21 protein-coding genes, 1 tRNA gene and 1 riboswitch are annotated in these 24,066 nt (G+C 41.5%); of the genes, 14 read left to right on the forward strand and 8 right to left on the reverse strand.

What is annotated here, in order from left to right:
- Positions 1 to 292: 292 nt before the first annotated feature.
- The 3 genes from V5804_RS05180 to V5804_RS05190 form a co-directional block, all read right to left on the reverse strand.
- Positions 293 to 514 (reverse strand): PspC family transcriptional regulator, encoded by a 222-nt coding sequence (locus V5804_RS05180; protein WP_369590315.1) that lies wholly within the window; start codon positions 512 to 514, stop codon positions 293 to 295.
- Between the two features lies 1 nt (position 515).
- Positions 516 to 1,802: a DUF2851 family protein gene (locus V5804_RS05185; RefSeq protein WP_369590316.1), complete on the reverse strand. Its 1,287-nt coding sequence runs from the start codon at positions 1,800 to 1,802 to the stop codon at positions 516 to 518.
- A 111-nt stretch (positions 1,803 to 1,913) separates the two neighbouring features.
- Positions 1,914 to 2,561 (reverse strand): DUF47 domain-containing protein, encoded by a 648-nt coding sequence (locus tag V5804_RS05190; RefSeq protein WP_369590317.1) that lies wholly within the window; start codon positions 2,559 to 2,561, stop codon positions 1,914 to 1,916.
- A gap of 316 nt (positions 2,562 to 2,877) precedes the next feature.
- Here V5804_RS05190 and V5804_RS05195 point away from each other — a divergent pair, with 316 nt between their 5' ends.
- The 5 genes from V5804_RS05195 (at position 2,878) to V5804_RS05215 (ending at position 9,154) form a co-directional block, all read left to right on the forward strand.
- A complete protein-coding gene (locus tag V5804_RS05195) occupies positions 2,878 to 4,242 on the forward strand; it encodes a TolC family protein (protein WP_369590318.1) in 1,365 nt (454 codons plus the stop codon).
- Between the two features lie 44 nt (positions 4,243 to 4,286).
- On the forward strand, positions 4,287 to 7,544 hold the full coding sequence (locus tag V5804_RS05200) for an efflux RND transporter permease subunit (RefSeq protein WP_369590319.1): 3,258 nt from the start codon (positions 4,287 to 4,289) through the stop codon (positions 7,542 to 7,544).
- A complete protein-coding gene (locus tag V5804_RS05205; protein WP_369590320.1) occupies positions 7,519 to 8,655 on the forward strand; it encodes an efflux RND transporter periplasmic adaptor subunit in 1,137 nt (378 codons plus the stop codon). Before V5804_RS05200 ends, V5804_RS05205 begins: the two co-directional genes overlap by 26 nt.
- 131 nt (positions 8,656 to 8,786) lie before the next feature.
- Positions 8,787 to 8,860: transfer RNA gene (locus V5804_RS05210), tRNA-Arg, on the forward strand.
- A gap of 93 nt (positions 8,861 to 8,953) precedes the next feature.
- Positions 8,954 to 9,154, forward strand: a complete 201-nt coding sequence (locus V5804_RS05215) for a hypothetical protein (protein ID WP_369590321.1) — start codon at positions 8,954 to 8,956, stop codon at positions 9,152 to 9,154.
- Positions 9,155 to 9,627: 473 nt separating this feature from the next.
- Here the strand turns inward: V5804_RS05215 and V5804_RS05220 are convergent, their stop codons facing one another.
- Complete coding sequence (locus tag V5804_RS05220) at positions 9,628 to 10,134, reverse strand: hypothetical protein (protein ID WP_369590322.1); 507 nt, start codon at positions 10,132 to 10,134, stop codon at positions 9,628 to 9,630.
- A 146-nt stretch (positions 10,135 to 10,280) separates the two neighbouring features.
- Between V5804_RS05220 and V5804_RS05225 the strand changes: the two genes are divergently transcribed.
- Together V5804_RS05225 and V5804_RS05230 are read left to right on the forward strand one after the other, a co-directional pair.
- A complete protein-coding gene (locus tag V5804_RS05225; protein WP_369590323.1) occupies positions 10,281 to 10,955 on the forward strand; it encodes an SOS response-associated peptidase in 675 nt (224 codons plus the stop codon).
- 164 nt (positions 10,956 to 11,119) lie between these two features.
- Positions 11,120 to 12,091 carry a cytochrome c gene (locus tag V5804_RS05230; RefSeq protein WP_369590324.1) on the forward strand — a complete coding sequence of 324 codons (972 nt, stop codon included), beginning with the start codon at positions 11,120 to 11,122 and terminating at the stop codon, positions 12,089 to 12,091.
- 16 nt (positions 12,092 to 12,107) lie between these two features.
- On the opposite strand, the gene V5804_RS05235 is transcribed toward V5804_RS05230, so the two are convergent.
- From V5804_RS05235 to V5804_RS05250, 4 genes are all read right to left on the reverse strand, one after another.
- Positions 12,108 to 12,854, reverse strand: a complete 747-nt coding sequence (locus V5804_RS05235) for a menaquinone biosynthetic enzyme MqnA/MqnD family protein (protein ID WP_369590325.1) — start codon at positions 12,852 to 12,854, stop codon at positions 12,108 to 12,110.
- 78 nt (positions 12,855 to 12,932) lie between these two features.
- On the reverse strand, positions 12,933 to 13,556 hold the full coding sequence (locus V5804_RS05240) for a histidine phosphatase family protein (RefSeq protein ID WP_369590326.1): 624 nt from the start codon (positions 13,554 to 13,556) through the stop codon (positions 12,933 to 12,935).
- Positions 13,557 to 13,594: 38 nt separating this feature from the next.
- A complete protein-coding gene (gene mqnE, locus V5804_RS05245) occupies positions 13,595 to 14,782 on the reverse strand; it encodes an aminofutalosine synthase MqnE (RefSeq protein WP_369590327.1) in 1,188 nt (395 codons plus the stop codon).
- A gap of 94 nt (positions 14,783 to 14,876) precedes the next feature.
- Entirely contained in the window at positions 14,877 to 15,392 is a 516-nt protein-coding gene (locus V5804_RS05250; RefSeq protein ID WP_369590328.1) for a hypothetical protein, read from the reverse strand.
- A gap of 139 nt (positions 15,393 to 15,531) precedes the next feature.
- On the opposite strand from V5804_RS05250, the gene V5804_RS05255 reads away from it, so the two are divergent.
- The 7 genes from V5804_RS05255 to V5804_RS05285 all read left to right on the forward strand — a co-directional run bounded on the left by V5804_RS05255 (position 15,532) and on the right by V5804_RS05285 (position 23,975).
- On the forward strand, positions 15,532 to 16,653 hold the full coding sequence (locus V5804_RS05255; protein WP_369590329.1) for a PLP-dependent aspartate aminotransferase family protein: 1,122 nt from the start codon (positions 15,532 to 15,534) through the stop codon (positions 16,651 to 16,653).
- 100 nt (positions 16,654 to 16,753) lie between these two features.
- Positions 16,754 to 16,864: riboswitch (SAM riboswitch) on the forward strand.
- Between the two features lie 203 nt (positions 16,865 to 17,067).
- Positions 17,068 to 18,396 (forward strand): O-acetylhomoserine aminocarboxypropyltransferase/cysteine synthase family protein, encoded by a 1,329-nt coding sequence (locus V5804_RS05260; RefSeq protein ID WP_369590330.1) that lies wholly within the window; start codon positions 17,068 to 17,070, stop codon positions 18,394 to 18,396.
- 79 nt (positions 18,397 to 18,475) lie between these two features.
- Complete coding sequence (metX, locus tag V5804_RS05265) at positions 18,476 to 19,531, forward strand: homoserine O-acetyltransferase (protein WP_369590331.1); 1,056 nt, start codon at positions 18,476 to 18,478, stop codon at positions 19,529 to 19,531.
- Between the two features lie 6 nt (positions 19,532 to 19,537).
- Positions 19,538 to 20,734 (forward strand): homoserine dehydrogenase, encoded by a 1,197-nt coding sequence (locus V5804_RS05270; protein WP_369590332.1) that lies wholly within the window; start codon positions 19,538 to 19,540, stop codon positions 20,732 to 20,734.
- A gap of 346 nt (positions 20,735 to 21,080) precedes the next feature.
- Positions 21,081 to 22,253 carry a glycosyltransferase family 87 protein gene (locus V5804_RS05275; RefSeq protein ID WP_369590333.1) on the forward strand — a complete coding sequence of 391 codons (1,173 nt, stop codon included), beginning with the start codon at positions 21,081 to 21,083 and terminating at the stop codon, positions 22,251 to 22,253.
- Complete coding sequence (locus tag V5804_RS05280; protein ID WP_369590334.1) at positions 22,250 to 23,203, forward strand: glycosyltransferase family 2 protein; 954 nt, start codon at positions 22,250 to 22,252, stop codon at positions 23,201 to 23,203. The genes V5804_RS05275 and V5804_RS05280 overlap by 4 nt, the downstream gene beginning before the upstream one ends.
- Entirely contained in the window at positions 23,184 to 23,975 is a 792-nt protein-coding gene (locus V5804_RS05285) for a polysaccharide deacetylase family protein (protein WP_369590335.1), read from the forward strand. The genes V5804_RS05280 and V5804_RS05285 overlap by 20 nt, the downstream gene beginning before the upstream one ends.
- Positions 23,976 to 24,066 lie beyond the last annotated feature (91 nt).

Here is a 24,066-nt window from a genome sequence, read left to right on the forward strand (position 1 = left end):
TTATGCCTGTAAATTCTGTTTGTGTGTATTCTATCGGTACAAAAGAGACAAAAAACAATAATTGTTTGTGTTAAAAGAAGCATACAAAATAAGTTGACTAAAATTTAAACATGCTCTAAAGAAAACCTTAAATATGATCAGATAAAAAATTTAAACTTTTATAATCGCTCGTTGCGTTATGTAAAACTTTAGTTGAAAGAAAAGTATAAATTTATTACCTACATATTTTTGCAATAACTTAACTTTCATTACGCACTGCTTCTTTTACGAAGGAAAATTAATTAAGATATGATTAAAGATCGGTAACCCTGGACCCTGCCCTTTTAAGATAATTCCTAAAATCGAGCACGATACCGGCAAAAAAGTAAAAAATAAGCGGAAAACCGACTGCCAAAAAAGAAGAATAAATAAAAAAAAGCCTGATTTTGGCTATCGAAATATGAAAACGCTCGCCCAAATAAGTGCAAACACCAAAAGAATGTCTTTCAAAAAAGGTTAAAATACGTTGCAGCATATCAGCTTGTTTTTAAAAGTTTGTTTCCAATCCCGCAGGCCAAACATCGTTTTTTACTGCAATAATGGTTATAAAGTTCGATTATTGCCTGCGAATTTCCGGCTGTTTTCAGTTTTACGCCTGCTTCTATAAAATTACTGATAATAAAATTGTTTTCGCAAGGCAAATTTTCTAATAGTTGCAAGGCGCGTTCGTGGTGCTTTTCTGATCGGTTTTCCTTCGCGTAAGCAAACAAAAAAACGGCAACGGTATTGATCAAAATATTTTCTGCCGAAGACTGTCCCAATTTTTTTGAACTTGATTTGGCTTCTTTTTCAAACTGGTAATGGTTCGTCCAATAGTTGGATGGATTTATGCCGGTAAAAACAGCATTGATACTTTCCGGGTTTTCTGCCTTTAAAATCTCAGCCAGAAAACGGTTTTGTTTGTGCATCAAAACTGCAAACTGCGCCAATCGGATGGTTGGAAAATTTGGCGGGCGCAACCGCAAAAACTTCCACAAATGTTTTTCAATCGGCTTTAAACTGTATTTCTGTTGCAAAAACTGATACTCTTTTTGCAGGGACAAAACGTACAAATCCTCAGAAGAGTCATTCAGAAAACCGGCCTGGCCAAAAATCAAAGCTTCGGTCTGCAATAAATTGTGCGTGTGTTTGGCGAGAATGTTTAAAGGCAAAGCTTTGGCCAGCAGCTCAAAAGGCAAGGCATTTACTTTAAAGCCGAAATTTGAAGCGAGGGTTTGATAAAAAGCTTCTTCCCAATTGCCTTTTAACAAAGCTGTTTTTTGCAGAATTTGGGTTGATTTTTCTTCCAGGCGTTCAATCAACATCCGGTCTAACCAGTTTTGGATGGTAAATTCATCTACGTGATGAATAATTTTTTCGCAGGGAAAGGCAGCTTGTTCGGCATAAAGCAGGTTTTGATACCTTAATAACAGGGAATCCTCAATCCTATCTTCCAAAACCAAAACCGGCATTTTTAAACCCTGCTCATTCAGAATCTCTACGTCGTTTTTGTAAACCACGTGCAAGATCACGTTGTTGTACGAAGCATCTTTGCTGTGTTCGTGGCGCATCCAATCCGAAGCGCGGATGTGAATTTCTACATTTCCGGCCCAAAGCGTTTCGCCAATACGGATTTTTGCGTTTTGAAAATCAGGGCCGGCATGATGGTGTTGCAAACCGGGCGAAATAATTTGGACGGAAAAACCATCCGAAGTACATAAATCCTGTTGGTTGTACAAACGGAATTTCCAGATGTAATGGAGCAGGTCTTCTGCAAAAATCATTTAAAGCAATTTTAATATTGCTTTAAAGATAGGAAAATTAGTTAATAGTTAATGGTTAATACATAATGGCTGATAGCTATTAGCCATGCTTCTTTTACCGACATAAAACCATCAACCATTTTTAATCATAATAGACTCCACCACTTTCACCACATCTTTGCACATATCGGTTGCGGTTTCCAGTCCCAGCAAAACTTCCTGGTATTTAATTACTTTAATCGGGTCTTTTTCGTTGTCAAAAAGATCGGCTACGGCTTTGTTGTAAACGTGGTCGGCTTTGGTTTCGATGGCGTAAATCGAATTGCAGTAAGTGGTTATTTTGTCCACATGTTCGATGTCTTTCAGGGAATCAATCAGCGCGCGCAGTTCGATGGCTGCTTGTAAAATCAAATCGGCCAGCAGTTTCATGGGCGAAGTAAACTCCTTTAAATCGTACAAAAACATTCGGTTGGCCGATTCGTGGATATAATCCGCCACGTCATCAATAGAAGAAGTTAGCGCGTGGATATCTTCGCGGTCAAACGGTGTGATAAAGTTTTTGCCCAGTTCGATGTTGATGTGGTGCGTAACATCGTCGCCAATGTTTTCCAGCCGGTCTATCTTGTGGTAAAGGTCTTTGGTGTTGATGAAAGGCGTTTCAAACAGGGCTGTTTTTAGCAGTTCTGCCATCGCCACCACGTTTTCGGCAGCATGATCAAACAAAGGGAAAAAAAGCTTTTTACCTTTTGGCGTAAAGTATTCTACAATCGTGCTAAACATAGGTCTCGGATTTTACATTAAAGGTAAACGCTGCTATGTTAACAAATTGTTAAGGATTTTGAATTGTGGAAAAATAAAGAATAAATTTGATACTGTTTTTACCGGCATAAAATTGGTCTCGATGCGCAATCCCTGCCTTCATCAATAAAGTTGTTACAAACCGCTTTAACGCGCAAAAGCTATATTTGCAGGCATCAGAAAGCAAACTGGCGGTACAATTTTTATCCTTATTGTTGAAGTTTTTTTGTACGGCCGAATTTTATCATCATAGCTATTCATGTTCTACCGGACTGTTTTTCGCCAGGGTTTATGCCTGATGTTTTTTCTAAGCACCTGCCCTGCTGTTTTTGCACAGCAAAAAGTATTGACCTTAAAAGAAGCTGTACAAAACGCGCTGCAAAATTATGGCACCATCAAAGCAAAAGCCAATTACGTGCAGGCATCAGCGGCAACTTATAAAGCCACCAAGCGCGAATATCTGCCCAATGTAACGCTATCGGGGCAGAACGATTTTGGAACCGTCAATTCGCAGTACGGCCCGTCTTATGGCCTCGGCGGCCTAGGCGTTGCCTCTACCGGGCCGATTTTATCAGGCCAAAACTGGAACGCTGCTTTTGGCGGCTTATACCTGACCAATGTAAACTGGGATTTCTTTTCCTTCGGCAAATCAAAAGAAAGGATAAAAGTAGCGGCCAGGCAAGTAAACTTAGACCAAAGCGATTTGGTGCAGGAACAGTTTCAGCACGAAATCCGGGTTTCTGCCGCTTACCTCAATTTGCTGGCTTCGCAACAGTTGAGCCGCTCGCAGGAAAAAAACCTGCAACGCGCGCTTGCTTTGCGCAATGTTATCGTTGCCCGCGTCAAAAGTGGTCTGAACCCCGGCGTTGATTCTTCTTTGGCCAATGCCGAAGTTTCGAGCGCTCAAATTGCTTTAACCAACGCGCAGGATGTGGTGCAGCAGCAAGGCAACCAGTTGTCGCAATATTTGGCCATTGCGCCTGTAGATTTTGTTTTGGACAGTGCTTTTGTCAACCAAATCCCCAAAACGCTGGATACCACAACCGCTTTAAACATCGAAAACCATCCAACGTTGCGTTATTTTCAAAACCGGGTTATGATCAGTTCGGAACGGGAGAAATACTTGCACACGTTTAATTATCCAACTTTTACTTTGTTCAGCGTTTTCCAGAGCCGGGCTTCGGGTTTCAGCAACTACAGCCTCAGCCAAACCATTTATACCCAGAATTATTTTGATGGCGTAAACCCCACGCGTTCTAATTACCTGGTTGGTATCGGCGTAACCTGGAACCTTACCCAAATTTTACGCATCCATGAGCAGGTGAAAGCGCAAAGGTTTACTTCGGAAGGTTTGAAGGACGAATACCAGCAGGCAAACCAGCAATTAAGCAGCCAGTTGATTCTGTCGAAAACACGTATCCAAAACGCTTTAAAAAATTACCGGGAAGCGCCGGTTGGTTTAAAAGCAGCATCGGATGCTTATCTGCAAAAAACGGTTTTGTACAGAAACGGGCTGGCGAATATAGTAGATGTAACCCAGGCTTTGTACACCTTGAACCGTGCCGAAACCGACCGCGACATTGCCAACAACAATGTTTGGCAGACTTTGCTTTATAAAGCTGCGGCGAGCGGTGATTTCGGAATTTTTTTTAATGAATTTTAGACTGATTTTATACCGATAAAAGAAGTATATCGAACGCGAGCAATATGGGGTTAATAAAAAGTGCACTCAGAAAACCGATCACGATTTTAGTTATTGTGGCCGGTGTTTTCTTTTTTGGGCTGAATGCCATCCGCAATATCAAGATTGATATTTTCCCGGATTTGAACTTGCCGGTCATCTACGTTTCGCACCCTTACGGCGGCTATTCGCCATCGCAAATGGAAGCTTATTTTGGCAAGCAGTACGTTAACCTGATGCTTTATGTAGCAGGTGTTAAAAGTATAGAAACCAGGAACATTCAAGGTTTAACTTTAATGAAGTTAACGTTTTATGAAGGGACCAATATGGCGCAGGCTGCTGCCGAAGTAACTGCGTTTGCCAACCGGGCACAAGCTATTTTTCCGCCTGGCTCGCAGCCGCCTTTTATCTTGCGTTTTGATGCTTCAACATTGCCTGTTGGCGAGTTGGTTTTACGAAGCCCGACAAGAAGCAACAATGAATTGCAAGATATGGCAAACGTTTATATCCGTGCCGCTTTTACCTCTATCCCCGGTTTGGTTGCGCCTGCCCCTTTTGGCGGAAACGTACGGACAGTGGTCATCAAAGTGGACCCGGAACTGCTGCGTTCTCATAATCTGACACCCGATCAAATTGTTACAGCCCTTCGCAACAACAACCAAACCTCGCCTGCGGGAAACGTGCGGGTTGGAGATATCAATTATTTTACACCTGCAAACACCAGCATCAAAACAGTAAAAGATTTTGAAAACATCCCAATTTATAAAGGTACTGTGCAAAACGTTTTTTTGCGGGACGTTGCTTCTGTTGAAGATGCTGCCGATATCACCAGCAGTTATGCCTTGGTAAACGGTAAAAGATCGGTTTACATTGCAGTTACCAAATCGGCCGATGCTTCTACCTGGGAAGTGGTGCAAAACCTAAAAAAAGCTTTGCCGCGCTTACAAAGTTTATTACCGGACGATGTAAAGCTGAGTTACGAGTTTGACCAATCGGTTTACGTAATCAATGCCGTAAAAAGTTTGGTAACCGAAGGTGCGATTGGCGCCGTTTTAACCGGATTAATGGTATTGCTGTTTCTCGGCGATCGCCGCGCAGCGTTGATCGTGATCTTTACCATCCCGATTTCTTTGATCTCAGGTGTGCTGTTTTTGTACCTGTTCCATCAAACCATCAACATCATGACCTTGAGCGGTTTGTCTTTGGCAATCGGGATTTTGGTGGATGAATCTACCGTAACCATCGAAAATATCCACCAGCATTTGGATATGGGCAAACCGAAAAGCCTGGCCATTTGGGATGCCTGTAAGGAGATTGCTTTTCCAAAATTGCTGATCCTGTTTTGCATCCTCGCAGTTTTTGCCCCGGCCATTACGATGAAAGGCATTCCGGGAGCCTTGTTTTTGCCGCTGGCATTGGCCATTGGTTTCTCCATGATCACTTCGTATTTGCTTGCCCAAACTTTCGTGCCGATCCTAGCCAATTGGATGATGAAAGGCCACGAGATTGATAAACACGAAAAAGATTACAAAGCAACCGGCGAAGGCGACACCTGGGATCAGAAAAAAATGCTGCTAAAAGAAGCATCGGCAGACCCGAAAAACCAAACCACTAAATTCGATAAGTTCCGCTCCCGCTACCTGCGTTTGATGAACCGGCTTTTTAATAACCGCCGCATTGTGGTTTCGGCTTACGCGATTTTGGCAATTGGCATCACTGCAATTTTATTATCTACCATTGGAAGAGATGTTTTGCCAAAAGTGAACAGCGGGCAATTTCAGGTGCGGTTAAGGGCGCCAGACGGAACCCGGATCGAGCGTACGGAAGTAGATGTGGTAAAAACACTAAAGGTGCTGAACGACATGGTTGGCGCAAAGAACGTGGCCATTACTTCGGCCTTTGTTGGCCAGCACCCGGGGGCATATTCTACCAGCCCAATCTATTTGTTTATGGCAGGCCCGCAGGAAGCCGTCTTGCAGGTGAATTTAAGCGAAGATTACAAAACGAACCTGGACGACCTGAAAGAAAGGTTCCGGCAAAAAATAAAAGCGGCAATGCCGGATGTAAAGTTGTCTTTCGAGCCGATAGAACTGACGGACAAAATTTTAAGCCAGGGGTCGCCCACCCCAATTGAAGTGCGGGTGATGGGGAAAAACAAAAAGCAGAACGAAGAATACGCTTTAAAAATCCAGGATAAACTGCAAAAGATCAGTTATTTAAGAGACGTGCAGTTGGGGCAGTCCGTCAAATACCCTACCATCGGAATCAATATTGACCGGATACGTGCCGCACAGTTAGGTCTGGATGTTTCTGATATTTCCCGTTCTTTAATCGCTTCCACTTCGTCGTCCCGCTTTACCGAAAAAAACATTTGGCTTGACGAAAAAGCCGGGCAAACATATAGCGTTCAGGTGGAAGTCCCTGAATACAAGATGGCCAGCTTGAACGATATACGCGAAATATCCTTGCTAAACAACCAGCCGCGGCCAAACCTGGGCGATGTTGCAGACTTAAAACAAGGCACAACTTACGGCGAAAACGACAACGTTGGTGCTTTGCCCATGCTTTCGGTTACGGCCAATTTAAACCACATGGATTTGGGCACAGCAACAGACGACGTACAAAAAGCAGTTAAATCTTTAGGAAAACTGCCAAAAGGTTTAACTATAGAAACCAAAGGGTTAAGCCAGGTTTTAACAGAAACTTTAGACAGCTTGCAATCCGGGTTGATTGTGGCCATTGTGGTGATCTTTTTGATGCTGGCGGCAAATTTTCAATCTTTTAAAGTTTCGCTGGTGGTGCTGTCCACTGTTCCGGCCGTGTTGATGGGTTCGATACTGATGTTACTTTTAACCGGCTCTACACTCAACCTGCAATCATATATGGGCATGATCATGTCAGTCGGTGTGTCTGTTTCCAATGCCGTATTGATGGTTACTAATGCAGAGCACTTACGGATGCACAATGGCGACGCATTAGAATCTGCAAAAGAAGCGGCAGCTTTAAGGTTACGCCCGATCTTGATGACCAGTTTGGCCATGATTGTTGGGATGATTCCGATGGCATCCGGTTTGGGCGAAGGCGGCGACCAGGCATCGCCGCTTGCGCGTGCCGTAATCGGCGGTTTGATTGCTTCTACTTTTGCAGCTTTATTGATTTTGCCGCTTGCTTTTGCCTGGTTGCAAGGTAATGCCACCACAGATTCGGTTTCTTTAGATCCGGAAGATAAAGAAAGTAAACACTATATCCCATCGCTTTATGAAAACGCAGTTGAACAAGAATAACCTGTTAAAAACAGTATTGCTGATTGGATCAATCGGTTTTGCAGGATTGATAAGTTCTTGTCATACAAAAGATAACAATGCTTTACAAGAAGAAACAGATCAGCAAGAAAACACCAAACCTGCTCCTTTAGAAACCTTTTCTTTAAAAAAAGGAAAGCTTTCTACCACGCTCGAAATCCCGGGAGAACTAACGCCCTACCAGCAGGTAGATTTATATGCCAAAGAAAGCAGTTTTGTAAAAAAGGTTTATGTAGATGTGGGTTCCGAAGTAAAAAAAGGCCAGCTTTTGGTAAGCATGGAAGCACCGGAAATCAACTCGAACCTGGCTGCGGCACAATCCAAACTGCAATCGCAGGAAGCCATTTATACGGCCAGTAACTCAAATTATAACCGTTTGATTGAAACGGCAAAAACGCCGGGAACCATCTCTAAAAACGATATTGACCAGGCGGCCGCACGCAAAAACTCCGATAAAGCAGAACTGAATGCGGCAAAATCGGCCTATCAATCCATTGCCGCTACCCGCGCTTATTTGGATATCCGTGCCCCTTTTAATGGCGTGGTGAGTGCACGTAACATTAACCCCGGTGCTTATGTCGGTCCTTCGGGCAAAGGTTCGGATGTGCCATTGTTTGTTTTACAAGAGCAAAAGCGTTTAAGGCTTGTGGTTTCGGTGCCCGAACTGTACACTGGTTTTTTAAAGATGAACGATGAAGTAAGCTTTAGCGTAAAAGCATTGCCCAGCCAAATATTTAAGGCCAAAGTAAAACGTTTGGCTGGTGCGTTGGATGAGCGGCTGCGTTCGGAAAGGCTGGAAATGGACGTTTACAACGACCGAAAAAAACTGTTGCCGGGCATGTACGCCGAAGTAAACCTTCCGCTTCCGGCTTCCGACAGTACTTTTTTGATCCCTAAAACAGCATTGGTAACTTCTACCGAAAAAGTTTTTGTGGTTCGGGTGATCAACAACAAAGCACAATGGGTTGACGTAAAAAAAGGCCGCGAAGGCGGAAACCAGGTTGAAGTTTACGGAAAACTGAACGAAGGCGACCAATTGGTAAAAACGGCGACGGATGAAATACGCAACGGGTCAACCATCCAGACAAAATAATTTTACAAACCCATTGTTTTTAATGGTGATGATAAAATTCATTTTTACCGTTGACCGGAAACGATAATTTTATAATTTTGTGCTTCTCTTATGGCACTAAATTTTAGGTGGTAAAAGAAGCATCAAAAAATGCACCCATAGCTCAGCTGGATAGAGCAACGGTTTTCTAAACCGTCGGTCTCAGGTTCGAATCCTGATGGGTGTACAAACTCTCTTTACAACTTGTGGAGAGGGTTTTCTGCTTTAAAACTATTTCTAACCCACTTAACTTTTATTGCAATATTTGTTATACTTGTATATGCAAGTAAGAAAAATTGCGCTTGTTGTCAGAAAAGTGATGCTAAAAGAAGCAAACGATGAGGAACGTGATCTTCAATATTGGTTAAATAAACCTGTTAAAGAGCGTGCTGCCGCTGTAACTTATCTGATAGCTCAATCCTTAGCTAAAGGACAAAGAATGGATAAAACAGTGGTTGTAAAGAAAAACCTGAAATCATGACATTGCAGATCGAAAGATAATTTTAATTTTTTTTAAATTTTTCCTGCTTATTTCTCATGCTTCTTTTATGCCATAAAATTATGCATTTTGTGTTTTTGGCTAAAGCCAATTCTTGTTTCCTTTATCCACGGCCTCAAGGCCGTGGCAATTAATAAATCGGAATCCTACAGGTTTTTTTATTAGAGCCTGTTTAAATTTTATTCAATTTATTTTATATGCTTCATTTATCACCTAAAAAATGGTAAGAACTTAGTTTTTGATTGAGTTAAATTGATGCAGCCACCAATTTTTATGTGGTAAAAGAAGCATTGTATTTTTTCTGGTATAAATTTAAACAGGCTCTTAGTATTGATGAGAAAGTTTGTAAAATAAATTGGTTCAATTGCCACGGCCTTCAGGTCGTGGATTATGTAGATTTAGGATTGGCTTTAGCCAAAAAACAACTGCATGAATTTTAACAGGCACTTACCTGATCACGAAAAATCCAACTTAGAAAACACATTATTAAAAAAACTAAAAACCTTGTTCGGCTTTTCGTCTTCTTCCGTCAAATCATAAACCGGTTCTTCCATCAACGCATTTTTCAGCAGGTCTTGGCCTTGTTTCGGGAAAAGGTATTTCTGCACCTGCAACCAATCCACATACGCCTTGTCGCTCAGCTCGCTAAAGGTTAATGGGCAACCCAAAGCGGCATCATCAATATAAATATTAGCGTAAATTTTGGGCGATTTAGAATAATGTTCCTGCCGCGGGTTGCTGTTAACGCCGTATAATGGAATGTCGTGGTACGATAAATAAGCGACAGCTTCCTGGAGTTTCCTTCCGCTGCGCATCGTAATCAAAATAATTTTTCCGCCTTGGTTTGTGATTTTTTTTAGCGTTTCGATGCAATGCGGAACGTCTTTCCCGATTTTCGGAAACTCGTGTGTAACTACCGTTCCGTCAAAATCCAAACCAATCGTAACACCTTTATAAAACATAAATTTCAGCTTTAATGGCTTTTATACCGATTTTGCCAATCAAAAGTTATGGAAAAAGGGTTATGTTGGTTTGAAAGATTTACGCCGGCATACTGTTTTTACCGGCATAAAATTGGTGTCAAGATTTAAGATCAAAAACGAAAACGATGTGCGCAAGATTTACCATGACACAAGAAGACAAAGCCCTGCTGGCCGAGTTTGAGGCCAAAACAATTGACGAGCAGTACCGGCAAAGCTACAACCTCGCGCCCACGCAACTGGCACCGGTCATCATTTCCCAAAAACCGGAAGCGATACAGTTGTTTCATTTTGGACTGGTGCCGTTTTGGTCGAAAGATAAAAAGAGCAGTTATTCGATGATGAACGCCCGGCAGGAAACCGTGTTGGAAAACAATACCTACAAGCCTTTGATGCTGCACAATAAACGCTGTTTGGTTTTGGCAGATGGTTTTTACGAATGGAAAACCGAAGGCAAAAAGAAACTGCCTTACCGTTTTGTGCTTTTAAACCGGAAAGCTTTTGCCTTTGCCGGCTTATGGTCGCAATGGAAAAGTGAGGACAAAAAAGAGGTTTACGAGTCTTTTACGATCCTGACCACCACACCAAACGAACAAGTTGCTACTTTGCATAACCGAATGCCGGTGATTTTAACCAAAGAAGAAGAAAAATTATGGTTGGCCAATGATGTCCCGCCTGCTGAACTGATCAAACTTTGCGATCCTTATCCTGATGAAGAAATGAAGATGTACCCGGTTTCGACAGAAGTAAACAAAGCCGTAAACAACCACCAGGATTTGATTTTGCCGATGAACAGCAAATGAGAAAAATTTACCGCTAAAAACAGCATCTGTTAAAGCATTTTGTTAAAATATATTTACTTGTATATCAGAATTTCAATGTTTGATATATAATAAAAATACGTAGTTGTACGCTTGCATTATCATTTTCAGCAATATAATTTAGAGAAATTAACCCAGAGCGCATTATGAAAAATTTTCTTCTAATTATACTGCTTTTTATAGTAGTGGCAGGCATTGCCGGCTTTACTTATTTAAAACTGATGTTGCCTGATACTGGTGCTGCACCAGATCTGAAAATTACGTCTACACCAGCCCGGCTTGAAAGAGGGAAATATTTGGTAAACCATGTAATGCTTTGCGGTGCCTGCCATTCTACCCGCGATGTTACCTTGTACAGCGCGCCCGTTATTCCAAATACTGAAGGTAAAGGCGGAGAAAGATTTGACCAGAAAGCTGGTTTTCCAGGTGCTTATATTTCTCAAAATATTACACCCGCACATTTAGGTTCCTGGACCGACGGTGAGATCTTTAAAGCGTTAACAACTGGCGTAAATAAAAACGGGAAAGCTTTATTCCCGATGATGCCCTATTTATTTTACGGGAAGATTGACCGTGAAGACATTTATGCCGTAATTGCTTACATCCGCACCCTTAAACCAATCGAAAATAAATTACCTGCTTCTAAAAGTGATTTTCCAATGAGTTTAATCATCAATACAATCCCTCAAAAAGCGCATTTTACTACTATTCCTGCAAAAACAGATACTGTTGCTTACGGAAGATATTTAGTTACAGCAGCAGTTTGCACCGATTGCCATACGCCACAGGAAGACGGCAGAAAGTTAGAAGGAATGAATTTTGCCGGAGGAATGAAGTTTAAATTTCCTGACATGGTTATCCAATCTGCCAATATCACACCCGATAAGGCCACCGGAATTGGAACCTGGACGGAAAAGCAGTTTGTAAACAGGTTTAAATTTTTTGACCCCGCTGTACATCCGCCACGAAAAGTAGGCAGCGGCGATATGAAAACAGTAATGCCCTGGACGATGTTTGCCGGAATGGACACAACAGATTTAAAAGCCATTTACCAGTATTTGCGGACGATTAAACCGGTAAATCATATAGTCGAAAAAATGGTTTTGGCTAAAAACTAAAATGCTTCTTTTACCCCTATAATTCTTTAATGTAGTTTAAAAATTTGTGCAAAGCTTCTTTTTTTTGTTCGGTTAAATCAAAATCCAGCTTGTTGAATAAATAATCCCGGAGATCAAAATCAGGATATTCAGGCAGCGTTTGCAGCAACTCTTCGCGCGAATCAAGTCCTGCTTTTAAAGCTGTGTTAAAACTTTTCATAAACTCCGGGTTGATTGGTTTATTGGCTACCCAGGCCGCAAAAACAAAAGGCAAACCGGTTAACTGCTGCCAAACTTCAGCCAAATCATAAACAAACAGATACTTGTTTTTCTTGCCAAAAGTACGGTCGCCAATTTGTACAAATGCTGTTTTTACATCAGTAGAATTGGCGTAATCGTCAGCATTTATTATTTGCTGCGGAGCCACTTTCCAGTAGTTTTTCAAAAGCACTTTTGCCAGGTTATTGGATGACCTCGACTCGGGATCTAACTGAATAATATTTACTTCTTCAATCGGGCAATTGCTAAAAATAAATACAGAATTTACGGCGCCAACTGCACCAATGCAATATTCAGAAATTAGCTGCCAATCTGGCAAATCCAATATAGCTGCAACAGGTATCAATCCTATATCTGCTTTATTATCAATTAGTTTTTTGGCACAATCTGAAGGTGTATCTAAGCTTAAATTAATGTTATTTTGGATAGGATCATGCTGCAGACCGTAAATAAAAGGTTTGGTGTTGGTATAACTAACAGCAGAAATGCGAATATGAGTTGTCAAGGTAAAAAGTATAAATCAAAAAATATCACAAGCTTATTGCCAAAAATATTGCCGGTAAAAGAAGCATTGTGAAAAATATTACAGTAAATATTTCAAGTGATCGGTGTTGTTAAAGTCCTCGATGTGGAACTTTTCCCCATCAAAATTAACCTTGTAAAGTGTTGTGTTTCGGTGCGGATAATTGTCCATTTCGGTTAGCGGCAATCCATTCATCAAACAAAGAAAAAGGCGCATCGCCCGGCCATGCATACAAATCAAAACGGTGCTTTCTTCCGGGTGGCTCATAATTTCTTCCAGCGCTACTTTTTGCCGGGTTTGCACCTCATTTGGGCTTTCGCCGTCTTCAAAACGCACGTCCAAATCGCCGTCTTTCCAGCTTTGCATAATTTTTTTGAAACGGCCTCGGGTTTCTTCGCTTACGGCTTTACCTTCGTATTTTCCCCAGGCCATCTCATCCAAACCGGATAATTGCTCCCACGGAATACCGCTATCAATAAAATGCTGCACGGTTTGTTGCGTACGTTTTAATGTAGAAGTGTAAATTTTATCAAAAGGAACGTTTTTGTAAGCCTTGTAAAACGCTTCACCTTGCTTGCGGCCGGTTTCGTTCAAATCGGTGTTCATGCCGCGGCCTTGTACAATTCCTGCTTTGTTCAGGTCGGTTTCGCCGTGGCGGATAATGTAAAGCGTTTTTTTAGTCATTAAAAGAAGTATGTGTTTTGCGTCGGCCTCAACAAAAATCAGTTGAGAACGGGCAATTTATAAAATTGAGGCTTTACTTCGTCCTGAAACTCAAAGTCCTGGTAATTGGTAACCACATTGTAAAGCGTATCGCGTTCGATGGGGACACGGCCAACCTGTTTAATCAATTCCACCAATTCTTTCGTGGTCATTCCCGGATGTTGTTCCTCTGCCCCCGCCATCGAATAAATTTTGGTCGTATCGTCCAGCGTTCCGTCAATATCATCTACACCAAAATTTAAGGAAAGCTGCGCCGTGTTCCGGCTGATCATTGCCCAATATGCTTTAATATGATCAAAATTGTCCAAGTAAATCCGGGCAATTGCATAATTACGCAAATCTTCGATCACGGTAGATTCCGGCACGTGCGACATCTGGTTGTCCTGATTTCGGAATTTCAGCGGAATAAAAGTTTGAAACCCACCGGTCTTGTCTTGCAAAGTTCGCAATCGTTCCATGTGATCTACCCGGTGCCAAAACTTTTCGATGTGTCCGTACAGCATTGTCGCATTCGACCGGCTGCCCAGCTTGTGCCATTCTTCATGGATTGCCAGCCATTGATCGGCCGTACATTTATCTTTCGCAATCAATTCGCGCACTTCGGGATGAAAAATTTCGGCTCCGCCGCCGGGAACGGATTGCAAACCCGCTTCCTGCATCAAGCGCATCCCTTCAGCATAACTGATCTTTGCTTTTTTAAAAATATAATGGTATTCAACCGGCGTTAAAGCCTTGATATGCAGGTCAGGACGATGGTTTCTGATCCGGCTAAACAGTTCCTGATAAAACGGGACATCGTACTGCGGCAACACGCCGCCAACAATATGCACTTCGGTAACCGGCTGCCCGTCGTACTTTTTCACAATGTTGAACATATCGTCCATGGTGTATTCCCAGCCTTCTGAACGCTGCTTTAGCAAACGCGAATACGAGCAGAACTTGCAATCGTAAACACACAGATTGGTAGGTTCGATATGGAAATTACGGTTAAAAAAAGTATGGTCGCCGTGGCGTTTTTCACGGATGTAATTTGCCAGAATCCCTAAGTATGGCAACTCGCCATGTTCGTATAAAAACACGCCTTCTTCAAACGTAACCCTTTCATTTTGAAGAACTTTTGCAGCAATGGCGCGATGTTGCGGAGAAAGCCTCGGACTGTTGATCAAGCCCTGTAAAGTATCAGGCATAACAATTATTGTTTGCGCAAAAATACGATTAAAACGGCAAATAGCCGGAAGTGCAGCCGGCAATGTACGATAACAGGTTTGGTTAACGGTAAATTTACAAAGGGTTGATGTTTTTTATAGAGACCCCATTAAAGCAATCATCCTGACAACCTTTCGGAACAAAACCTGCTGATGATATCAACCCGTTATTTTTGTTTTCAAAATAAATATCGTTTTGTTTTTTATCTGCTTTTAACCAAACTGTCTTGGCTTTATCGTACACTTGGTCAAGCGTTAATAAGTCAAATCCTTCATTTCCATGAGTGTTCAAAGAGCCGGCATTTTCTATCCAGGTTTTTGTAATTGTTAAAACGTTACTATTAGGTTTATAAACTCCGGACAAAAACTCACGACTGGTAACTGTACCACTTTTTACTGTGATTTTTGTTTCATGATAGCCTCCGAAAATTGAGCCGGAATATTCTGTATAAGAATAAGAATTATTGGATGAGTTTTTAAAGTTAGACCATGCCGAATAACTTCTGTCATAATCGCTGTTGACAGCATCTTTCTTACAACCTGAGAAAAAAATAGTTACGGCGAGGATAATAATTGCGTACAAATTTTTCATCTTATATCGTTTTTAATAACATTACGAAACGAAATTAATAAACGCTACAAGCAATAGCAAATATTGGTAGTGTTATTAACAAGTTTTTTCCTGATTTTGCAGACGTTTGCAACACCAATTTTTACCCGATAAAAGAAGCATGAAGATAGAAACCATTGCCATACACGCCGGAAACCAGTTGGACCAGGGAAACAAAGCCGTGATCCAGCCGATAACTTTATCAACCACGTTTGAACGTGCCGAAGATGGCTCTTATCCAACCGGTTATTCTTATAGCCGTAGCAATAATCCGAACCGAAATTCATTGGAGAATGTGTTGGCCAAGTTGGAAAACGGTGCTGCTGCTGCGGCTTTTTCTTCTGGAAATGCGGCGGGAATGACGGTTTTTCAATCTTTAGAACCCGGAAGCCATTTGATTTGCCCAGATGACATGTACCACGGTTTGCGCAACCAGTTGAAAAACATTTTTGCGAATAAGCTGGAGTTTGATTTTATTGATCTGAATGATTTGGAATTGGTAAAAGCTTCTATCAAACCAAACACAAAACTGATTTGGGTGGAAACGCCTTCCAACCCGCTTTTAAAAATCACCGACATTGCCGCCATTGCCGCCATTGCCAAAAAAGCATCGGTAAAAACAGTATGCGATAATACATTTGCCACGCCAATTTTGCAGCGGCCACTGGATTTGGGCGCCGATCTCGTAATGCACTCCACTACAAAATATTTGGGTGGGCACAGCGATGTTTTGGGCGGCGCGTTGATTGCCCGGGAAGCTGATGAATGGTGGCTCAAAATCAAGCAGATCCAGGAAATGGGCGGCTCCATTCCCGGCCCTTTTGATTGTTATATGACGGTCCGCGGGATTAAAACTTTGCCTTATCGGATGAAAGGACATGTAGAAAATGCTATGAGATTGACTGTTTTTTTAGAAAACCATCCAAAAGTAGAGCGTGTTTTCTATCCGGGCGCAGCTTCTCACCCACAATTTGCGATTGCTAAAAAACAAATGTCGGCTGGTGGCGGCATGCTTTCGTTCTTGGTAAAAGGCGGTGCAAAAGAAGCATTGGCCGTAGTAAACAATTTAAAAATATTTACGCAGGCAACCAGTTTAGGCGGCGTGGAAAGTTTGATCGAGCATCGGGCATCTGTTGAAGGCCCGGATACCAAAACGCCGCAAAACCTGATCCGGGTTTCTGCTGGGTTAGAAAACATCGAAGACCTGATTGCTGATTTAAACGCCGGGTTAGCTGCTATTTGAAATTAAAAAGAACAAAATTTGGATTTTTATCATTTCTGTTTATACATTTGAAACAAAATTTGGTAGCGATACCATCCTAATCAAACCCTTCGCAGGTTTTGGTTTATAAAGAAGTGGCGAGAGATCAGGCTCTGCAACCCACTGGCAACCCTTGCAACAACGAGAAGGTGCCAATTCCTGGCCCGGAAAATAACCCCGGGAAATATAAATTGATAAAAACATGTATAAAAACAGCATCTTCCCTTCGCAAAGCAGCAGAACTGCAATCAAAAAAGCCACTTTTAACAGTTGGTTTAACCGAATGTGTTGCTGCTAACGCAGCATAATAAGTTAAGCATCAAGTTTAGTTTGTGGCAGTTTCTGCTGTTCATAAAATCAATCAAAACCAAAATTTTCACCAAAAAAACCACAAAAATGGCTACTCAAAAAGCACATAAGTTTGAAACTTTACAATTACACGCCGGTCAGGAAGTTGATCCGGTAACCGGTTCCCGCGCGGTGCCTATTTATCAAACCACTTCTTATGTTTTTAACAGTTCGGAACATGGCGCCAACCTTTTCGCATTAAAAGAATTTGGGAACATTTATACCCGGATTATGAACCCCACAACCGATGTTTTTGAAAAGCGGATTGCAGCGTTGGAAGGCGGCGTTGCTGCTTTGGCCACTTCATCCGGTCAGGCGGCGCAATTTATCGCTTTAAACAATATCCTGCAAACAGGCGATAATTTTGTTGCCTCGCCTTTTTTATACGGTGGAAGTTACAACCAGTTTAAAGTCGGTTTGAAACGTTTGGGAATTGAGGCGCGGTTTGCAAAAGATGACAAAGCAGCAAGCATAGAAGCTTTGATTAACGATAAAACAAAAGCGATTTATATTGAAACAATCGGAAACCCGGAATTTAATGTTCCTGATTTTGAGTCAATTGCAGCGGTTGCCAAAAAGTACGATTTGCCTTTGGTGGTTGATAATACTTTTGGTGCCGGTGGTTATTTGTTCCGCCCGTTGGAACATGGCGCAAACATCGTGGTAGAATCGGCAACGAAATGGATTGGCGGACATGGAACCAGCATCGGCGGTGTGATTGTGGATGGCGGAAACTATAACTGGGGCAATGGAAAATATCCGCAGTTTTCTGAACCAGCCGAAGGTTATCACGGCATTGTTTTCTCTGATATTTTTGGCGTAAACAGTGCGATGGGCAATATTCAGTTTATCATTCGTGCGCGTGTGGAAGGTTTGCGTGATTTTGGTCCTTCGCAATCTCCTTTCAACTCCTTTTTATTGTTGCAAGGGTTGGAAACGCTTTCGCTGCGCGTGCAACGGCATGTAGAAAACGCGTTGGAACTGGCGCAATGGCTGGAAGCACATCCGGAAGTGGAAAAAGTGAACTATCCTGGCTTGGAATCTTCTCCTTACCATTCACTCGCTAAAAAATATCTGAAAAATGGTTTTGGTGCTGTTCTGTCGTTTGAGTTGCAAGGCGAAAAAGAAAGAGCAATCCGCTTTGTAGATAGTTTAAAGCTGATAAGCCATTTAGCCAATGTGGGCGATACCAAAACTTTAATCATCCAGCCTTCTGCAACCACACATCAACAATTATCCGAAGAAGAACAATTGGCTGCTGGCGTAAAACCAAATGCTTTGCGTGTTGCCGTTGGAATCGAGCATATTGATGATATTAAAGCTGATTTTGAACAGGCTTTTGCCTTGGTTGCACAACCGGAAACAGAATTGGCATAAAAATTAATAAGCTGACCAACAGTATTTTACTGCTGGCCAGCTTATTTTAATTGGTTTTGGCCGAACCTTAATTTTATTGATGAGCCTACAAAAATTTACAAGCACCGTTCGTTTTACTTTAGAATCTGGCAAGCATTTGCCCGGCATGGAGATCGCTTACCATACTTTTGGCCATCTTAATCCTGAAAAAAACAATGTGGTTTGGGTTTGTCATGCTTTAACGGCAAATTCTGATGTGCTGGATTGGTGGCCGGGTTTGTTCGGAGAAAAGGCTTTGTTCAACCCGCAGGATCATTTTATTGTTTGTGCCAATATTCTGGGTTCTGCTTACGGAACCACCAATCCTTTGAGCATCCATCCCCGAACTGATGAACCTTATTTTTTAACATTTCCCGAATTTACAATTCGTGATGTAGTGAAAGCGCATCAATTGCTGGCCAAACATTTAGGGATTGAACAAATAGATACCTTGATTGGTGGTTCTTTAGGCGGACAACAAGCGTTGGAATGGGCAATTGCAGAACCAGGAAAAATGGATCACTTGATTATTCTCGCCAGCAATGCCAAACATTCTCCCTGGGGGATTGCCTTTAACGAATCGCAACGGCTGGCTATTGCTGCCGATCCAACTTTTTACAAGAGTGTGCCAAACGGAGGAAATACCGGGTTAAAAGCAGCACGCAGTTTGGCCTTGCTCTCTTACCGGAATTATAAAACCTACGCCATAACGCAAGCCGACGATGATCCTCAAAAAAGGGATTCGTTCAACGCTTCCTCCTACCAAAATTACCAGGGACAAAAATTGGTAAACCGCTTTAATGCTTACAGTTACTGGTATTTAACTAAAGCAATGGACAGTCATAATGTGGCACGAAACAGGCCGAGTTTAGAAAGTGCCCTGGGGCGGATCAAAGCCAAAACATTGGTTATTGCGATTGCTTCTGATATTCTTTTTCCGCCGGACGAACAACGCTTTCTTTACCGTAATATTCCGGGTGCTGCCTTCGCCGAGGTAGAATCGTTGTTCGGCCACGATGGTTTTTTAATAGAAACAGAAGCTTTAAGTAAAATTATATATTCTTTTTTGAAACAACAAGTTACAGCAACGCCTGTCCTTTTATCCGGCACGGCCTAAATCCTTATGAGTAAAAAATTAAATATTGGCCTTTTTGGTTTTGGTGTGGTTGGCCAGGGTTTGTACGATATTATCAAAACGAAACATTTGAACCTGGAGATCATTAAATTTGTGATTAAAGATGCCACGAAAGAACGCTCCTTACCGCAACACCTATTTTCGACCGATAAAAACAGTATCCTCCAAAACCCAGAAATAAATACCGTTGTCGAACTGATCAACGATTCAGATGCTGCTTTCGAAATCGTTTCGGCTGCAATCAAAGCCGGCAAAAATGTGGTTTCGGCCAACAAAAAAATGATTGCACAGCATTTGGCCGAACTGATTGATTTGCTGCACCAGTACGGAACCTCATTGTTGTACGAAGGCGCGGTTTGCGGCAGTATTCCCATCATCCGAAACCTGGAAGAATATTACGATAACGAATTGTTGTATTCTATCAGCGGCATTTTTAACGGTTCTTCCAATTACATTTTGTCGAAAGGGTTTAACGACGGATTGGATTATGCTTCGGCCTTAAAACAAGCGCAGGATTTGGGTTTTGCCGAAACAGACCCAACGATGGATGTTGATGGTTTTGATGCCAAATTTAAACTGGTGATTGCTGCTTATCACGCGTATGGAATTGTGGTTAAACCGGAAGAAGTATTTAATTTAGGGATTGCAAATTTAGCTGTACAAGATATTCAATACGCAAAAGAGAAAGACCTAAAAATCAAATTAGTACCGTTTGCAAAAAAGCTGAACGACAAGCAAGTTTGTATGTATGTTTTACCCCGTTTTATCAACCGTAACGAATTGCTTTACAACGTAGATTATGAATACAACGGCGTGATTGTCCAGGCTGCTTTTGCCGATCAGCAGTTTTTTTATGGCAAAGGTGCAGGCGGCCATCCAACCGGTTCGGCCGTTTTATCAGACATTACCGCTTTGCGTTACGATTACCATTACGAATACAAAAAAGCCGCCGAAACCGACCATTTACAGTTTACAAACGATGTGGAACTGACCGTTTATTTACGGTATAACCAGGAGGAATTGGTTGATGCTTTGCAGTTTGAACATGTTGCAGAACGCTTCTATTCGGAAAGTTTTAAATTTATTACAGGAAAAATAAAATTAATAAATCTGATCGCTCAAGAACACCGTATATCAGCAGACAAAGCTTTTATAGCAGTAACCAACCCGGTCTCGCCGCGGTAGGTTTTGCTTAAAAGCACCGATAAAAGTTTTGTAGTAGATTTCTTTTATCTTATTTGTTAAAGGGGGCTCCTGGTCAGAGCCCTCTTTTTTTTATGTGGCCAAGTTCAGGGCCTGTTTAAATCTCTACCATAAAAATTTATAATGCTTCTTTTATGCCTGTAAATTTTGTGCTTGATATTGCTATCTTTAGGTACAAAAAACACAAAACAACATTGATTTTTGTGTGGTAAAAGAAGCATCAGCAACAGTTTGAACAAACATTATACACGTACTCAGCTCCTTTTTTAGCTATTCTATTATTCAACAAATTTTATATGTTTGCAAGCTGTCAAAACCTTTCGAAACCATGTCTTCTGCCTTAAACTTCCTTACTAAAAAAAGCACGGCACTTTTTTTATGGTTTGGTTTAAGTTTTTTTGTGGCTATCAAACAGGCTTTCGGCCATCTTCACAACAACTACCTCATCTACAAGTTCACCTTTTTCAACCTCGTCCATCAGCATAATTTATACCTTCCACAACCCGAGCATTTTTTGGATGTAAACCATTATGGGCCCGTGTTTGCTTTGTTTATAGCACCATTTGTCTGGCTTCCAGATTCGTTGGCCGTTGCGTTGTGGATCATGTTTAATGCTTGGGTTTTATATCAAGCTATTACTCACCTTCCCATCGCTAACCATTACAAAACCATTGTGTTATTGCTTTGCGCACACGAGTTGATGACTGCTTCTTTTAGCGACCAGTTTAACCCTTGCATGGCTGCTATCATTTTGGGCAGTTTTATTTTGATCCGTGAAAAAAAAGATTTTTGGGCGGCTTGCTTGATTATTTTAGGCACTTTTATTAAACTGTATGGCATTGTCGGTTTGGCGTTTTTCTTTTTTTCGGATCAAAAAATCAAACTCATTTTAAGTTTACTATTTTGGTCGGTAGTTTTCTTTGTTCTGCCGATGGCGATATCTTCTCCTGCTTTTGTCATTCAAACTTATCAGGATTGGAAAAACGTGCTGATTGAAAAAGATGCTCAAAACGCAGCATCCGTTATGCAGGATATTTCTGTTATCGGCATGGTTCGGCGCATTTTTATGCTGCCAAAAATTTCTGATCTTGTTGTCTTACTTCCGGCCTTGGCACTTTTTGGCTCTTCTTACCTGTTCATCAAAAAATACCAAAACCTCTCTTACCAATTGCTTATTTTGAGTTCGACACTGCTGTTTACCGTTCTTTTCAGTTCCGGTTCCGAGTCGCCGACTTATATCATTGCTTTTGTTGGGGTTGCCATTTGGTTTGTCAACTTGCCAAAACCTGTAACTAAACTTCAAATTGCTTTGCTGGTTTTTGCGTTTATTTTAACCAGCCTTTCGCCATCTGATATTTTTCCTAAGTTCATCCAAACCCAATATATAGTAAAATATTCGTTAAAAGCATTGCCATGTTTCCTGGTTTGGTTGTATGTGATTTATGAAACCTGGACAAGAAGTGCAGTTGCCGAAACCCAAAAAGTGGAATTAGCCGTATGAAAAAGTTAGTTTCCATCGTAGTTCCATCGTTTAATGAAGAAGGCAATGTGGAAACGCTTGCTTCAAAATTGATTGCTGTTTTTGCAGGCCTGCCTTATCAATTTGAAGTTATTTTTGTTGACGATGGCAGTTCTGACCATACTTTGGATAAACTAAAAACGCTTTCAACTACCGGAAATAACTTTTTTTACTTGGAACTTTCCCGCAATTTCGGCCACCAAAATGCTTTAAAAGCCGGTTACGACCATGCCAGTGGCGATTGCATTATTTGCATGGACAGCGATTTGCAGCATCCGCCCGAACTCATCCCGCAATTTTTGCAGAAATGGGAAGAAGGCTACGATATTGTTTATACCACACGCGAATATGCCGATGAAGCTACTTTTTTTAAGCGTAAAACATCGGATATTTATTACCGCATCATCAATTCGTTATCCGATACAAAGCTGGAAAAAGGGACGGCAGATTTTAGGCTGATTGACCGGAAAGTAGCAAATGTATTGGCGCAACTTCCTGAAAATGGATTGTTTATGCGCGGTTTGATCCGTTGGCTTGGCTTCAGGCAATTTGCCATTAACTACGTTTGCGACCCGCGTTTTTCCGGAAAAAGCAAATACACTTTTAAACGGATGGTACGTTTTGCGGTAGAAGGTATCACTGCTTTCAGCGTTCGTCCGCTAAATATTGCTATCGGCGTGGGTTTATTTTTCGCCCTTGCCGCGGTTTTATACGTGCCTTATATTTTGATCAGTTATTTTTCCGGACATGTGGTTTCCGGCTGGGCCTCGCTCCTAGCCACCATTGTTTTTTTTGGCGGTTTGCAGTTGATGGTGATGGGCATTATTGGTTTGTATTTGGGCAAATTATTTATGCAGGCCAAGCAACGGCCAAATTATATTGTACGTTCTTCTAACCTGGTAAAAATTAACCATGATTTTATTAAGCTTTGATATTGAGGAGTTTGACATGCCGTTTGAGTATGGCAAAACCATTTCTTTTGCAGATCAATTGTCCATTTCAACCGAAGGCACGAAAAAGATTTTAGCCTTGTTAAAACAGCATCAGGTAAAAGCAACCTTTTATTGTACCGCAAATTATGCCTTAAATAAGCCAGACATCATTGAAAAAATAGTTGCCGACGGACACGAAATTGCTTCCCACGGCTATTACCATTCCGATTTCAAGGTCGAACATTTAAGGCAATCAAAAGAAGCATTGGAGCAATTGACCGGACTGCAGGTCTCGGGCTACCGCATGGCGCGGATGATGCCGGTTGATGAGCAGGAAATTTTTAAAGCGGGCTATGTTTACAATTCTTCGATCAACCCGACCTGGCTGCCCGGTAGGTACAACAATTTCAACAAACCGCGAACCTGGTTTTTTAAAGATCAGGTTTTACAGTTGCCGTCTTCAGTTACGCCGGTAGTCCGGTTTCCTTTGTTTTGGCTGACTTTTCACAACCTGCCATTAAATTTGATCCAATGGTTGTGCTATCGAACCTATAAAAAAGACGGCTATCTCAATTTGTATTTTCACCCTTGGGAATTTACCAACCTAAACCAACCCGATCGTTTTAACTTTCCCAACTATGTGGTAAAAAAAACTGGCGATAGTTTTGTGAATAGGATCTCTAAATTTATCAATTGGGCAAAAAGCAAAAACCTAAATTTTTCAACAACAAATGATTTTCTAAAAACTAATATTATTAAAGAAGTTGTTTAACCTTTTTGTGTTTTTAGGAATAAAAATTGTTCAGAGAAAACCAATTCATCCCCCTAAACCCCTTCAAAGGGAGAAGCCTGTCGCCTACCTT

Origin of the sequence: Mucilaginibacter sp. (assembly GCF_041088075.1) — a bacterium.
GTDB lineage: Bacteria > Bacteroidota > Bacteroidia > Sphingobacteriales > Sphingobacteriaceae > Mucilaginibacter_A.

Bases quoted from the DNA above. Each gene is read 5' to 3' on its own strand.
- V5804_RS05180 (WP_369590315.1), bottom strand. From the start codon at position 514: ATGCTGCAACGTATTTTAACCTTTTTTGAAAGACATTCTTTTGGTGTT.
- V5804_RS05185 (WP_369590316.1), bottom strand. From the start codon at position 1,802: ATGATTTTTGCAGAAGACCTGCTCCATTACATCTGGAAATTCCGTTTG.
- V5804_RS05190 (WP_369590317.1), bottom strand. From the start codon at position 2,561: ATGTTTAGCACGATTGTAGAATACTTTACGCCAAAAGGTAAAAAGCTT.
- V5804_RS05195 (WP_369590318.1), top strand. From the start codon at position 2,878: ATGTTTTTTCTAAGCACCTGCCCTGCTGTTTTTGCACAGCAAAAAGTA.
- V5804_RS05200 (WP_369590319.1), top strand. From the start codon at position 4,287: ATGGGGTTAATAAAAAGTGCACTCAGAAAACCGATCACGATTTTAGTT.
- V5804_RS05205 (WP_369590320.1), top strand. From the start codon at position 7,519: ATGAAAACGCAGTTGAACAAGAATAACCTGTTAAAAACAGTATTGCTG.
- V5804_RS05215 (WP_369590321.1), top strand. From the start codon at position 8,954: ATGCAAGTAAGAAAAATTGCGCTTGTTGTCAGAAAAGTGATGCTAAAA.
- V5804_RS05220 (WP_369590322.1), bottom strand. From the start codon at position 10,134: ATGTTTTATAAAGGTGTTACGATTGGTTTGGATTTTGACGGAACGGTA.
- V5804_RS05225 (WP_369590323.1), top strand. From the start codon at position 10,281: ATGTGCGCAAGATTTACCATGACACAAGAAGACAAAGCCCTGCTGGCC.
- V5804_RS05230 (WP_369590324.1), top strand. From the start codon at position 11,120: ATGAAAAATTTTCTTCTAATTATACTGCTTTTTATAGTAGTGGCAGGC.
- V5804_RS05240 (WP_369590326.1), bottom strand. From the start codon at position 13,556: ATGACTAAAAAAACGCTTTACATTATCCGCCACGGCGAAACCGACCTG.
- mqnE (WP_369590327.1), bottom strand. From the start codon at position 14,782: ATGCCTGATACTTTACAGGGCTTGATCAACAGTCCGAGGCTTTCTCCG.
- V5804_RS05250 (WP_369590328.1), bottom strand. From the start codon at position 15,392: ATGAAAAATTTGTACGCAATTATTATCCTCGCCGTAACTATTTTTTTC.
- V5804_RS05255 (WP_369590329.1), top strand. From the start codon at position 15,532: ATGAAGATAGAAACCATTGCCATACACGCCGGAAACCAGTTGGACCAG.
- V5804_RS05260 (WP_369590330.1), top strand. From the start codon at position 17,068: ATGGCTACTCAAAAAGCACATAAGTTTGAAACTTTACAATTACACGCC.
- metX (WP_369590331.1), top strand. From the start codon at position 18,476: ATGAGCCTACAAAAATTTACAAGCACCGTTCGTTTTACTTTAGAATCT.
- V5804_RS05270 (WP_369590332.1), top strand. From the start codon at position 19,538: ATGAGTAAAAAATTAAATATTGGCCTTTTTGGTTTTGGTGTGGTTGGC.
- V5804_RS05275 (WP_369590333.1), top strand. From the start codon at position 21,081: ATGTCTTCTGCCTTAAACTTCCTTACTAAAAAAAGCACGGCACTTTTT.
- V5804_RS05280 (WP_369590334.1), top strand. From the start codon at position 22,250: ATGAAAAAGTTAGTTTCCATCGTAGTTCCATCGTTTAATGAAGAAGGC.
- V5804_RS05285 (WP_369590335.1), top strand. From the start codon at position 23,184: ATGATTTTATTAAGCTTTGATATTGAGGAGTTTGACATGCCGTTTGAG.